We start from the raw sequence: 14,343 nt of genomic DNA, 5'->3' as shown, positions 1-14,343 counted from the left end.
TCTCTTTTCAAAAAATGTTTTCAGTCCTTAAGATCATATTCAAACCTGGGTATCCATTCATAAGGGGCAAGTCTTTGCTTGTAAGTCCTGATTCCGGAAATACCCATATCCTCACCAAGACTAATCTTATCAATTCCCGAAAGGAAGCGCTTTTTGCACTCTGAATACATGAATACCCCAAGTCCCTTATAGTTGCCGGCAGTAGTCTGGAAATGAAGTATTGACTGATTCCCACTCCTTGAACCTATACAAAAGCCGGCAATTTTTCCGTCTATCCTCACAATTATCCCAAAGCCATTAAGCTCAGAAAGAACAGGCACAACCTGTTCAAGACAATTGATTGAACATCCATAATTACAATAAGAACAATCCTTAACCGAGCACCAGTTAGCCCTTATAAAATCCTTAAGTGTATCAAGATCCTCCGGCGTAACTTCGTCCACTGTGTAGTCATAGTTCTTCAGAAAAAATCTAAGATTCTGCCCGGACTTGCCACTGAAAGAATCAAAGTATCTGCTATCATAAACATAGTCGTAAAATGAATCACTTTCTTTCTTTTCCCACTTAGTATCCGGAATTCCTTCATAATACGGTTTCATCCACTCTCTCATATCAGTGATATTGAGACTGTAACCGAGCTTTTCATGATCCTCTCTTGCTTCATAAAAAGCATCTTTCACAGACGATTCGTCATAATGTCCGATTAGCGGCAGCATTGTCATTCTGCCATCTGAGGCATCCCAGCCTAATAAGGTAAGATAATCATTGCTCTTCTTATAATAAAAGGAGAGTACACTTTCCCATGCGATCATTGCCATAAAACTCATAGGAGATGACCAGTCTTCATTCATTTTTCCATAATATGGATCAAATATTGCCTTATCATTTACAGTAACAGGCGAATATCCAAGTTCAATAATCCTTTCCTTGTCTTCTTCAGCTAGTAACGTTAACTTATCAATATACATAAAATCCTTATATCTCCGTTATAGAATTTATCCTCATGTTACCTTCAAACTCCTCTTCTCCCACCATATCAATAAAATGTCTCCGATAATAATCCACAAGTTCCATAGGTTCTATCGCTTCCCCGCTGGGATAATATAAAATACGATAGTCCACATCAAACAAAAACATCGAAATCCCTGTATCCTGCCATCCGTTTGTGATATAGAAATTCATAAGTCTTTCTCTATCTCTCTTTATCTCCGGATCATCCGTCATAAACGGGTCTTCCACTTCTCCTGCTAAAGATACCTTGCCGGCAAAATGTGCCCTTATTAAATCAAGTATCATGGTCGCATATCCTTTGCCTCTAAGAGAAGGTGTGACACCAAGATAATCAAAGAGATATATTTTTTTGCCTGTAGGGTTAATGTCAAAAAGCGCATAGCCCACATATACACCTCTGTCAAAGAAAGCATATGTAACGTATTTTCCCTGGTTTTTAAGATCAATCATAAGATCAAGCTTTTTTAATTCATCTTCAGGAAAATCAAAAACAAACTCTTCTTTATACAGATTCTGCAATTCTGTTACGGACATATCTCTTAGATGCAAATGGATTTCCGTTCCCTCTTCATCAGGAATATAATGATAAACACCGGCTTCATCAGGAAGTGCTATCATTCTGTATTCAGGATTCCACTTTTCGACAAGCGAAGGATCTTCTCCTGCCGTCTCCAACAGAAACGGTATCTGATCCCGTATGCCTTCAAAAATATCTTCACTTTTACGTTTCCACACCTCCGGACAAACCGGAGAAAGTGCTATTCCTAAGCCGTGCTCAGTATTTATAAGATACAAAGGCCACAATCTGCAGCGAAAGGGTTTATCTTCACCTAAAGTACAGCCTTTATCACTTAAGCAGGGACAGGTATAAATACCCTCGCTGTCCTTTTCCATTTGAAGATAATAAAGCCCATCGTCTCTTTGGCTAAATAATGCTTCTGTCTTATCTTTAGCTTTACTAAATTCCTTCTCAGTAAAACCCGGTGCGTCCCATACATCAGAATCATCATAGATACAGCATATTCTGCAACCGGCACAGGTTTCTCCTTTTAGTATATTTCTTAACAATCAGAATCCCTCCACACCCTGTTCCTCATAGTATTTCCGGGCACCTTTATGAAATGGAATATCTATTCCATTAAGAGAGTCCTCAAGTTCAAAGGTCGAAAAATTTTTCTCTCCTGCAGAAATCTTTTCTTTTTCACTAAACAGAAGGGTCAGAAATTCATAAACCTTATCTCTTTCCAACCTGTTTGAAGCTATAAGTGTAGCCCTTACTGAAACTGTGTCAGTACTTTCATTTAGTCCCGGATATGTTCCGTCAGGAACAGTTGATCTTGTATAAAAGCTATAATTCTCCTGAAGAATCTTTACATGTTCATCATCTATAGCAACCAGATGCACAGCATTTTTCTCAGACAAGTCCATTACTGCTTTTGTAGGAAGTCCTGCAACAATAAAAGCAGCGTCAATAGATCCATCTGCAAGATTATCAGCGCTGTTGGCAAATGAAGAATTTTCAGCATGTATATCAGAAAAGGTCATCCCATATGCACTCAGGATCTGTCTTGCATTGAACTCCACTCCGGATCCCGAGTCTCCAACGGAAACTATTTTCCCACGAAGATCATCTACGGTATGTATATCATCCCTGCATGTTACTATCTGAACACACTCGTCATAAATTCCTGCTACTGCTGAGAACTCTGTAAATGTTCCCTTATCAGCATATAAGTCTGTCCCTGTATAGGCGTAGTACATTACATCATTCTGAACTATTGCAAGGTCAGCTTTCCTCTCAGAAATCAACCTGATATTCTCTCCTGAACCTCCCGTTGAATAAATAGCAAGGGTACTGTTTGAAAGCTTGGTATTCAGAATATTTGCCATGGCATCACCCAGAGAAAAATAAGTTCCGGATGTTCCTCCAGTTGCAAAGATCATTTCTTTCTTTTTTGAACTTATGATATTGCCGCATCCTGCCTGTGAGGCCATCAAGGCAACAACAATAAACATAGCTAGCAGCCTTTTCGCCATTAGAGATAATTTTGAACCCCTTTGAGAAGTTATCATATTCTTCCAATTAACCTTTCCTGATACAAGATAACTTTATAAATAATTCGGTATCTTTATAAAAAACATGATGGCAATAACAAAAATATGCCTCTCCTACATTTTTACATACACAAGTTATAGATTTATAAACTATGAATTAAAAATAGATAATATTTATTCAAAATAAAAAGGCCTATTATACATACGCATAATAGACCTTTAGATATGTTATTTACTGCCATCTTGTTAATGTCATTGCCGGTTGGCATGAAAGGCGGTTTTACTTATATAAATTGAGCAGTGACGGATCCGGCATCTGATCCGTGATCATGGTAAAGGTTTCACCCTCCTTATGCTTCTTATCCCAATAATTCTGATAAAACTGCAGCTTATCCTCAATCTGATCTCCTTCAGCTATCTGCAGATTGTAGACAAAATTATTAAACACATCCTCTGTTATATCATCATCAAGATAACTGTAATCCCAATCTGAATTAATGGGTTTCAGAAACAGTGTAAAGAAAACAGTTTCATAATCTGATGTCAATGTTGCATCAATATTAAGTGGAGCATTTCCAACAGCCGGGCTTATTATGGCTGTCCACTCCTTATCACCGTTATCTGTACCTGTTGTTCCCGTAACAGTAAGCCATCCATCGCCCCTGAACTCTGCATCCAGGTTCTTTACATTAGAAGCATCATTCATTATGGTGCGAATATAAACCTGGGGCTTTCCCATTGGATCTATTACAATTCTTGCAAAGGCATTGGTTCCGATATTCTCAAAGGATTTACCATTAAAATATGCATCATTCCTATAGAGCATGAAACCTTCGTAATCACCCACCAGTTTAACAGCTTCATTAAAATCATATTCTGCTACAGCATACCCTTCATTCTCTTCATATTCTGTATTCTCTTCAAGGGATGCCTGCCACTCATTCCACTTTTCACTGCCTTCCTTTGCAAAAACATATTTGACATCATCGGAGAGATTAAGAGTGATGCTACCATCCTCTGCTATTTCTCCAACCTTGGTGTCTCCGTTCAGATAAAATTTATTGTCTTCTATTGTTGTAGCAAACTCAAGATTCTGCTCCGCAACATACATGCTGAGTGAACCATCGTCATATACATTCAGGTATTCTCCGGGTTCAATATAAACCTCGTCCCCGTCATTTACTGAAGCTGCAATAGCATCATAATATCCGCTTACAGAGCTTTTTGAATCAAGGCTTATATTTAATCCGTTATCCTCTACACTATCAGTGGTAGCTGTCATTTCCTCTTCTATGGTCTCAGGAACCTCAGCTGTCTGATTATCACTCTCCTCTGATGAAACAGCTTTTTCTTTTCCTTTTAATGAGGCAATTATGTCACTGCACTCAAGTGTGAGGGTAACTCCGGATCCCTCAACATTTTCGAGAACCATAACTCCATTTTTAAGGGTCCCGTCAAAAGTGGCTCCGCCTCCTTCACCATGGAATGTTTCACCTTCAAGGGTCCACTTAAAATCGCCTCCCTCATCTCCACTTTGAAGGTGTGCCTTACCGTTCTTCTTTAATTCTATTGAAAAACCATCCTCGAAAACATCCTTAACCCCTAATTCAAATCCACTCATATTGGCTGTGGTGGCTTCATATAAACCAAGGTTTGGATCATCAGCGCCGCTATCACTTCCACATGCAGTAAACATCACAAGAATAAGTGACAAAATCATACAAATCAATTGCCTTTGAAATAATCTTTTCTTCTTCATTCTTTTTCCCTCTCTCTTCATCATATGTACCGCATGATTACTTCGTAATCCTGCCCAATCGGTTGGAACCATTCCGAATCATGACTTCGTCATGATGGTTCCACCCCATAAATACATAAGACACATAAGAAACACAACAAAAACCTCTTTTCAAATCATAACATGTAGGGCTTGATGGTTTCTGCCGTGCTGTATTAAATTTTCATAAAATCTAATCAGAAATGAAGTATTATTTCATGACCTCGATTCATATCATTATTTTGCGTTTTCCTCACCTTAATTTCTAAATATTCTCTAAAAGATTTGATATATAAGCCTTTTTTACAATCCTCTAGTGTAAAATGTTATCAATAACCTATCGGTACCAGCAGGTGAATTAAATGGAAAGAATGAGCTTTTCGGAAATCAAAAAGCATATTATAGGAATAAAAAGTTACGAGGATTTTCTTCGTGACAATAGAAAGCTTGTAAATAGATATTTGAATACTGTACTTTGGTTCTGTATTCTGACTGGTCCTGCAATTGCAGCAGGCATTTATTTTGGTGTTTTTGCAGAAGCTACATATTTTACATGTCTCGCAGTTTCATCCTGCATGCTTCTGCTTGCACTCATACATCAATTACTAATAACAAAATGGCCCTACTCAGAGTTCGCAGGATATTATGCAATTGTATCCATGGAGCTTCTTTTGATGTTCATGGTATATAAGCATATTCACATTCATATTACCTGGTTCTTTATTCCTCTTCTCAGCATACTTTTTAGTGAACCGATAATGTTCTATTTTTCACTAATTACAAATTATCTTGCCATGCTGATTTCCACCTGGCTTATAGCTCCTCACAACGCAAGTATTAATTCCGATTTCAATACTCCCTTTGAGTACTTCAAAAATACTATGCTTGGCTACACTATTGAAACGATAATAATGCTTGTAGGAGGCCTTACCATAACAAGAATTCTCTATGACTATTTCACTGTGCTTTTAACTAAAAATAAAGAAGTATCAGACTATGCTGAAAGGTTGAATGAGCAGATGTCCATTCTTTTTTCTATGACTGAGATTTATGATAACGTGAACCTGATTGACCTTAAATCAATGAAAGAGATGTCATTAAGCGATCAGTCCTACAAATATCACGATCTGGATTTTGAAAAGCATGCTCATACCGTGATGAATCACAAGATTAAAAAGCATGTATCCCCGGAGCATCTTGACGCATTTCTTGAGTTTACCAATCTCAGGACACTGGAAAAAAGACTGACAGGAAAAAGATTTATTTATGGTGAGTTCGTAAATGTTGATACCGGATGGTTTCGCGCCCAGTATATTAATGCTGAGTCCTACGAAAACGGTATCCCTTATCTTGTCGTATATACCGTTCAGAATATCAATATGGATAAAAATCGTGAGGAGCATCTGATCCGTATTTCTCTGACTGATGAACTGACTCAGCTTTTTAACAGACGAAGCCTTGATAACGATCTTGCCAGGTACAAGGATGAGCCGCTAGAGGATGATTTTGTGATTGCTTCAATCGATATCAACAGATTGAAATATACAAATGATACTTTTGGGCATGATGCAGGTGATGAGCTTATACAAGCTGCCGCAGAATGTATCTCATCTGCCCTCGGAACTTTTGGAAAAGTCTACAGAACAGGTGGTGATGAATTTACCGCCGTCATACATTCATATAATATTTCAGAAATAGACAGAAAGATCAAGAAAGCAGCATCCTCCTGGAAAGGCAATTATAATAACAGTCTTGCATTATCTATCGGCTACGCCGCCCATAGGGATTATCCGGGTGACACTATAGATGAATTAAAGAAGAAAGCCGATTCCAGAATGTATGATGAAAAAACTAAATTCTATCAGGAAACAGGCTTGGAAAGACGAAGACGGTAATCAGCACCACCCGTCCAACGGGTGGTTTGCTCGCCCCTATAAGGGGCTGTTACCGGCCAGCGCCTAAAGACGCTGGCTTTCACTTTGTTCAAGCCCTAACGCCTTTGACTCGTCGCAGCCCTTGAAAGGGCGCTTGTAATACCGGCTACCCCTTAAAGGGGTCCTCATACTCTTTCACACTCAGTTTATCCATTGCTATATCATGTTTCTCTTGATCCTGAATGTACTTCTTTATTGTTGCCTCATTGAGGCCTACTGTACTAACATAGTATCCTTCAGCCCAGAAATGTCTATTTCCAAACTTATACTTTAGATTTGCGTGCTGATCAAAAATCATCAATGCACTCTTTCCTTTTAGATATCCCATAAACTGCGATACACTAAGCTTTGGAGGAATACTGACCAACATATGTACATGGTCTGGCATTAAATGTCCTTCTATAATCTCTACTCCTTTGTATGCGCATAATTGCTTCAATATATCTCTTATACTCGCCTTATATTGATTATAGATTATTTTTCTCCTATACTTAGGTGTGAACACAATGTGGTACTTACACATCCATTTTGTGTGTGCTAAACTATATGACTTGTTTGCCATTAAAATCACCTTTCCTTTCGTTATAATTTAGGCTTGAACAACCACATTATAACGGAAAGGTGATTTTTTTGTATAACAAACACCGCGCACCCGCATAGCGGGTGGTTGATATTTCGCACGCTTTGCGCGCTCAACTGGGTCACGACCCATAATTCAAGGCGCCATGTGATTACATGGCGTCTTTCTTTACACAAATCACTTAATTTCGTATAATCACAATCACGTAGATAATTATTCATCGAATTTACAGAGGAGATATTTTTTATCATGTCAGTCAAAAATAAATTTTCACATCTTGGCCTTTCAATTGTATTTTATCTGGTCTTTTCAAATATTCTGGCAACTATCGTCATGTTCATAGGAATGTTTGTTTATGCATTTTTTGCAACATTCAAAGCATCTCAGGTTGCTCTTGCATCAGGCATAGCCATAAATCCTCAGATCATGCAGAGTGCAATTATTGAATTCAGAAATAACGCCACCCTGACTAATCTTTTGACAATGCTCGCAGGATATTTTATAGCTATTCCGTGCACGATACTTGTTCTAAATTCCCCGAGATTCAGAGATATACCGGCTCTTACCGGTTTTAAGTTTTCTACCCCCTATGAGAAATCCATGCAGCGATCACTGAAACTCTCTGAATTATTAAGTTTTATTCTGTTTATGTTTCCTATGGGAATAATCGGATCTCTGATCGGGTCAGGCCTTGCTTCGGTACTTTCTGTCCTTTCCGGTGTTACGATGGATGATTATTTGTCCGAAATGCTTGTAAACATGCCGCTGCCGGCAGTTCTTCTCCTAAGTGTTATACTCGCTCCTATTTTTGAGGAAATTCTTTTCAGATATGCCGTCATCGGTTACAGCAGAAGATACGGAGAATGGAATGCCATTATTATTTCAGCACTGATATTTGGTCTTATCCACACTAATATATTCCAGTTTTTCTATGCATTTTTCCTGGGTATTATGCTCGGATATGTTTATATTTACACCAGAAAGCTCATATACACAATAATAATGCATGTAACCTTCAACTTTTTTGGGGCTTTCGTTCCTATCCTGATAAACCCAAACCTCAGTGAAGTGACTACAGGAAACATTATCTACAGCTCTATACAATACATTGTAGCTTTTGTAGGATTGATTCTTCTGATAAGATTCGTTAGAAAAGGGAATATTCTGAGAACATCAGATTCTGCTCCGATACAGGAAAATATCAGCAAGGATGCTCTTCTGAATCCGGGAATGATAATCCTGTTTATTGTCTGCATCGCTCTTACCGCATTCATAATGGTATTCGCATAAAAAAACACCACCAGGCTTTTACAGTCCGGTGGTATTTTTATACACTATTATTTTATTTATAGCATCTCAACAACTTCCTGAGAGAAATCTGCAAATCCATTTTTATAAAGCTCCTGAACAAATTCTACTGCTCTCTGCCCGGATTCTTCAATAGAAACAGCCTGACTGTAGATATATTCTACTTTGTTTCCATTAGCCATAATGAAATTAACCTGGGTGCCAATGATCTGTCCATCTCCGACATCCATTCCAACTACTTCCACGTCTGTGACCTCACGAACACGTCCGGCTGCAAATAATACTCTCATATAAAAATACCTCCTTATATCTATTGATGATTATTCATCGTCAGAATCATCTGAATCAAAATTTATTTCCTTAAGACGCTGGGCCTGCTTATATATTCCATCCAATGAATGTCTGAAACTCTCGAATTTATCTACCGCATCCCTGGCGTTTTTAAGTCCGTCATTTGATAATGCCGCAACCTCCTGACTTGTGGCTGAAAGATTGGAGATATTATCATTGATCTCATTTGTTGAATTATCAATCAGCTCCATGCTGTTTCCGATATCATTTATCTTATCAATGAGGTCTTCAACATTATGATTTATAGTCTCAAAGGAAGCTGCTGTATCACGGATAACCTGGTTCTGAAGTTCTACTGACTCTACTGTATTATCTATGCTCTCCATCGCCTTGTTCGCATCATCTGTCAGTTCGCCTATAATCTTGGTTATCTCGTTGGAAGCATTGTTTGTCTGTTCAGAAAGATGTCTTATATCATCCGCAACAACCGCAAATCCCTTTCCGGCTTCTCCTGCTCTTGCTGCCTCTATTGAAGCATTGAGGGCAAGTAGATTAGTCTGTTTTGATATCGCCATAATGGATCCCAAAATTTTCTGAACCTCTTCTACCTTATCAAGAACTGCCTTAGTTGATTCAGCTGTAATCTGACTGGCTGATCGAACTCCTCTTGCTTTATCACGAAGAACTTCAATGGTCTTGGCAACATCTGCAACAGTCTCTTTGGTACTCTGAGATGCCTCGATCATCTGCTGTCTTTGAGTATCAGCCACCTGGGTCTGCTCTCTGATCTCAGCAACCTTCTGCGCTTCATCCGTCACTGCATTTGCTGTGCTTTCTGTGGAAGCTGCTATGTCTTTCATACCTGCACTGGTATTCTCTATTATGCTTTCAAGTTCCTCTATGCTTCCCTGTGCCTTATCAAAATGCTTTGAAATACTTCGCGCGATTTTGCCCATGTCATGGCTTGCAGCCTCCTGGACCTGAGTATGTTCTTCAATCGTTGCAAAATGTTCCTCGTTAAAGGTACTAAGAAGATTTTGTGCAAAATATGCAGCCAGGATAACAAGAACAGTAGCAATTCCTGTAAGAGCGATTTCCGTCCCACTCCTGCCATTACTTGAAAGAACTCTCAGAGCACATATCGCATACATAATCAGTATTACTGCACTTCCGCCGATAATAATGCGTTTGTTCATGAAAATGATTCCACATACCAGGATTGGAAGCCCAAACATAACAAAATAAAGCTGAACTTCAACCAGCATTATGATCACAAATGTTACAGTAGCCCCCAGCATGATCATTGCTGATCCTATACGGTTTTCCTTAAACTTAAAATATCCTGCGGACATGACCACAACACTGGCAACAACGGCACAGATTTCAATGATTCTCCCAGCTGAAAATCCATCCGTTATTCCCTCAAAAATAAATGCGAGCGCACAAGTCGCCACAACAATGAGGCAAACTGTAAGCGCTCGCTGATTAGCACGAGAAAATTGATTACTATCCATTTTGTCCTCCTGACATAAATAATATGACAATAGCTACAAAACTTTTACACATATATTATTTTATCAGAATAGACGAAATACAGTTCTTAAATTTCACTTAATAAAGAATTCAATACTTTATAATTACTTTATAATCTTATTGCCGATCATAGTATGCTTTTCCGGAACATATAAAGTAAGTCCGAATATAGCCGTCGGTAGATACAAAGGCTATTTCATTCGTTTTTTCAAGGTAATAGATGTCATCACCATCTTCTGCTTCAGTCTTATGAAGCGCATCGGGATTATTTATAAGCGCATTGGCAGCTTCAAGATATTCCGTCTCAGATGAAAATCCCATCTCTATACCATGCTTTTTGTAATGACCTTCAAGCTTATCAGCACTCCGAAAGCTGTAGGCACTTTTTGTCTTACTTTCAATTGCTTCAATGGCTGCTTTTGCTGCATCTGCTTCATCACCTTTAGCATCATTTGATATGACCTGTGCTGAATTCTCAGCCTTTTCATAGCTCGTACTTTCAGATGAAAAACTTGATGTTAATCCCGATTTTTCTTCAGTAGAAACCTGGGGATAAATTCCAAGATAAACAGCACATATAAAAAACAGTGCCAACATTCCCATATTGAAGGATTTAGGTCTTTTTCTTCTCTTCATTTTATCATTCCATTATTTATAAACTACTTCCCTTTGAATAAAGAAGCTGAGCAAAAACAATATGCAATCAACAGGTATCTTCACTACCACTTCCGGCACTGAAGGTATCATGCCGTGGAAAAAAGTTACACCATATCCACTAAGAAGCATTATCACTACTGCCAATGCCGCATACTTAAGTCCTGCTGCCAGTCTGCTTCCATGTCCCTTAAAAACAACCTTATAATTGATTGAAAAATTATAGATGGCAGATATGATTCTCGCCATTACCGTTGAAAGCATTATATATCCCACCGGAAGCTGCCCTGCATTTTTCAGGATTCTGCAGAAAAGAGCAAACAACAGCATATCCAGCACACTTGCGGACAGTGATGATATAATGAATTTCACAAAAATAGCATATATCATGGCTGAATCTCTGATTGGTCTGAAATGACTCGACTTATTTTCTTCCAGATATATTGTCTGAATCTCAACCTCTCTTATAGGAATCCCAAGAGTCTTTGTGGCAAGGAGCATATTTGTTTCAAATTCAAAGCGCTCTCCTTTTTCATTCAGAAGATACTTCATAAACTCTGCAGGTATAGCCCGAAGACCAGTCTGTGTATCACTTACTTTTACCCCGGCGAGAGCTCCCATAACCTTGTTGGTAGCCTTATTGCCAAAAACAGATCTTGCAGGTATACCACTCTCATCAAAGTTCCTGCATCCAAGTATAAGTGAATCCTTAAATTCAAGAAGCTCAGCCTTTATCCTTTTAATATCTGTAATAGTATGCTGCCCGTCTGAATCTGCTGTAATTACGCCTATCATGTCAGAATATTCGTTAAGACAGTAATTAAATGCATCCTTCAATGCTCTGCCCTTCCCCATATTCACTGCATGTCTGAGCACCAGAGCTCCATACTTATCTTTTGCTTCCTCAAATAAATGACCAAAGCTGCTTTTATCAGATCCGTCATCCACAACGATCACAGGAAAAAGTCCGGCATTTTTAAGCTCATCCAAAAGCGTTATTAACTTTTCATCAGGCTCGTAAGCCGGAATAATTATTGGTATTGTATAGTTATTCATTTCTCATAAATGCTTATATTCGCCTGCATAAGCGAATGTTATAAGACATTGATTCTTTCTATCAGATTTAATACAAATATACAGACGAAAGAGTTATGTCACCGTCTTTTTCTTCTACCTTATAGATTTTCCAAAACTCAAACTCTCCATCCGCAGTAAGCTCATTAAATGATGATCTTATCGCATTTTCATCATTTTCACTTATGTTATCGCTCCCCTGAGCAGGATCATTTTCAGTCAGAGATTCAGTGAAAACATATTCCGCGTGGCTCCTTTTTATCATGTCCTTAATGGCAGTTGCATCTTCAGCTCCGGTAAGTGTATCATAAACTGCAGGCACAGGTGAAACCGCTTTGCTGATATAAGCATCATGCACCCAGTGATTCACATTTCCGCTTCTAAGATTCAGTACCCTGTGTCCCCACAGATTCCTGTGTCCATAAACGCTTTCCATGAAACGGTGCCCGCCATCATCAAGCATTGCCGCATTATAAGCTTCATTTTCACTAAGCTTATTTTTATATCCCCAAAGGCAGTTATAACTTCCCACATAGTCTGTTGTCAGGAGAATAAATGCCGCAGCCATTATATAAATGATTTCTTTCCTGTACTTATCTGCAAATAAGTTTCCCCTATCTGCAATCTGTATACCTGCCCGGTCAAGAATTATTCCCAGAAGAAGATATATGCTTCCTAATGTAAACGGTGCTCCATACCTGGACGCAGAATTAGTCATGGCAAATGCGTCAAGATACTGATTCTCTGCCTGGAACAATGAAATATGGGCAATAAAGATTATAGCATATGTAAAAATACATGAGATAACAAAAAAGCGCACCATCCCCTTGGACAGCTCTTCATCTATCATCCTGTTTTTTATGACTATGAAAAGTGCCACAAAAATGATTATTATCATAGCCCCTATCGACAGGTCAAAAGTAAAGTTATGATCTGCATGCATGGGCATAGTCCACATGCCAAGCAGGAAATATTTTGCTTTTTCAAGGGCATTGGCAGGTACCGCATAAGCACCTCCCACCATCTTTATACCAAGTCCCGTTGCCTTTGCAACTCTTCTGTTTATGAGGCAGAATATGAGCCAGCTTCCATAGAATACACCGGAAAAAGCAGCTGTCTTTAACAGCATTCCGATATTTCTGATATTATTTACTTCAAAATAGAAAAAGAGAGCAAAAATTGCCCACTCAATACCAACAGATTTAGTGAGTAGAATCACCGATGTATAAAGGGCTATGCGGCCAAAATAAAAAATATCCCTGTGACCTTCCCTGTCCCAGATTGCATATAAAAGCGCCCCGTACACTATTCCCATTGTGATATCAGCAGGAGTCCCATAGAAAATAATTCCGTTCACAATCCCGGGTACCAGCATAACCAGAATTGTGGCAGGAGCTGCCATCCATCCCTTGACAGGTTTTACAAGCGGCATAAGGAAAACTGCATTTAAGGCATAATACCCTGCAAACTGAAGGCTTTCTCTGTACTTCGAGGCACTTATCTGTAAAAATACCCATTTAAAAAGAGATGTTACAGGAGGATAATCCCCGAATTCAGGAGATACATTCCCATATTTTCCGGGAAAACCATTCAGATAAAAAAGCTGCTTTGCATCACTGGACCAGAAATTTATATCATCCCACCAGGTAAAAATCTGATTTCTTGTAAGATATGTTATAGCCGCAAGTATCAGTACAAAAACGAAAACTTCGGGCTTTGTTACAGCCCGAAGACTTCTTGATAATACTCTTCTATTTCTGTTTATATATACTATTTTTCTTTTTTCAGGACTTGTCTTTTTATAAAGAAAATCTGCCAGTATGAGTACTGCAAAAATTACTATTGTAAATGCAGAAGTCAGATATACCAGTTTAAGTCCCCTGAACATAGCCAGTACATATAAAGTAAGTATCTGGATCGCACCTGCGATCGCGATGGTATCACAAATGCTTTCCTTGAATTTGACTGCCAAAAGTGCCGCAGTAATAAAAAACGAAATTGGTATTAAAAACCACATTTATAGTCTCCTGATAATATATTTATATAACCTCGCAAATTATACAGAGGTTGTTACGCTTCATTAATTCAGCGTAACAACTGTTCGAACCAGGCTCAAAAGTACCTAT

12 protein-coding genes are annotated in these 14,343 nt (G+C 38.6%); 2 read left to right on the top strand and 10 right to left on the bottom strand.

What is annotated here, in order from left to right:
- Positions 1-20: 20 nt before the first annotated feature.
- From G622_RS0116165 to G622_RS0116150, 4 genes are all read right to left on the bottom strand, one after another.
- Entirely contained in the window at positions 21-968 is a 948-nt protein-coding gene (locus tag G622_RS0116165) for a phosphatidylglycerol lysyltransferase domain-containing protein (RefSeq protein ID WP_026511566.1), read from the bottom strand.
- 7 nt (positions 969-975) lie between these two features.
- Positions 976-2,079, bottom strand: a complete 1,104-nt coding sequence (locus tag G622_RS0116160) for a GNAT family N-acetyltransferase (RefSeq protein WP_026511565.1) — start codon at positions 2,077-2,079, stop codon at positions 976-978.
- On the bottom strand, positions 2,080-3,027 hold the full coding sequence (locus tag G622_RS0116155; RefSeq protein ID WP_049945910.1) for a TAXI family TRAP transporter solute-binding subunit: 948 nt from the start codon (positions 3,025-3,027) through the stop codon (positions 2,080-2,082). It abuts the gene before it with no gap.
- Between the two features lie 319 nt (positions 3,028-3,346).
- On the bottom strand, positions 3,347-4,825 hold the full coding sequence (locus G622_RS0116150) for a hypothetical protein (protein WP_155831527.1): 1,479 nt from the start codon (positions 4,823-4,825) through the stop codon (positions 3,347-3,349).
- A 380-nt stretch (positions 4,826-5,205) separates the two neighbouring features.
- Here G622_RS0116150 and G622_RS24845 point away from each other — a divergent pair, with 380 nt between their 5' ends.
- Positions 5,206-6,738, top strand: a complete 1,533-nt coding sequence (locus G622_RS24845) for a GGDEF domain-containing protein (RefSeq protein ID WP_026511562.1) — start codon at positions 5,206-5,208, stop codon at positions 6,736-6,738.
- Positions 6,739-6,883: 145 nt separating this feature from the next.
- Here the strand turns inward: G622_RS24845 and tnpA are convergent, their stop codons facing one another.
- Positions 6,884-7,339 carry an IS200/IS605 family transposase gene (gene tnpA / locus G622_RS0116140; RefSeq protein ID WP_026511561.1) on the bottom strand — a complete coding sequence of 152 codons (456 nt, stop codon included), beginning with the start codon at positions 7,337-7,339 and terminating at the stop codon, positions 6,884-6,886.
- Positions 7,340-7,606: 267 nt separating this feature from the next.
- On the opposite strand from tnpA, the gene G622_RS24840 reads away from it, so the two are divergent.
- Positions 7,607-8,647 carry a CPBP family intramembrane glutamic endopeptidase gene (locus G622_RS24840; protein ID WP_049945909.1) on the top strand — a complete coding sequence of 347 codons (1,041 nt, stop codon included), beginning with the start codon at positions 7,607-7,609 and terminating at the stop codon, positions 8,645-8,647.
- A 56-nt stretch (positions 8,648-8,703) separates the two neighbouring features.
- On the opposite strand, the gene G622_RS0116130 is transcribed toward G622_RS24840, so the two are convergent.
- From G622_RS0116130 to G622_RS0116110, 5 genes are all read right to left on the bottom strand, one after another.
- Positions 8,704-8,955 (bottom strand): hypothetical protein, encoded by a 252-nt coding sequence (locus G622_RS0116130; protein WP_026511560.1) that lies wholly within the window; start codon positions 8,953-8,955, stop codon positions 8,704-8,706.
- 30 nt (positions 8,956-8,985) lie between these two features.
- Entirely contained in the window at positions 8,986-10,470 is a 1,485-nt protein-coding gene (locus G622_RS0116125) for a methyl-accepting chemotaxis protein (protein WP_026511559.1), read from the bottom strand.
- A gap of 136 nt (positions 10,471-10,606) precedes the next feature.
- Positions 10,607-11,125 (bottom strand): hypothetical protein, encoded by a 519-nt coding sequence (locus tag G622_RS24835; protein WP_049945908.1) that lies wholly within the window; start codon positions 11,123-11,125, stop codon positions 10,607-10,609.
- A 12-nt stretch (positions 11,126-11,137) separates the two neighbouring features.
- Entirely contained in the window at positions 11,138-12,199 is a 1,062-nt protein-coding gene (locus G622_RS0116115) for a glycosyltransferase (protein ID WP_026511558.1), read from the bottom strand.
- A gap of 67 nt (positions 12,200-12,266) precedes the next feature.
- The gene (locus G622_RS0116110) at positions 12,267-14,234 is read right to left on the bottom strand and encodes a hypothetical protein (RefSeq protein WP_026511557.1); all 1,968 of its coding nucleotides are present in this window, start codon (positions 14,232-14,234) and stop codon (positions 12,267-12,269) included.
- Between the last annotated feature and the right edge of the window lie 109 nt (positions 14,235-14,343).

This window comes from Butyrivibrio sp. LC3010 (assembly GCF_000424385.1).
Taxonomy (GTDB): domain Bacteria; phylum Bacillota; class Clostridia; order Lachnospirales; family Lachnospiraceae; genus Butyrivibrio.
This window is presented reverse-complemented; position numbering and strand designations above follow the sequence as displayed.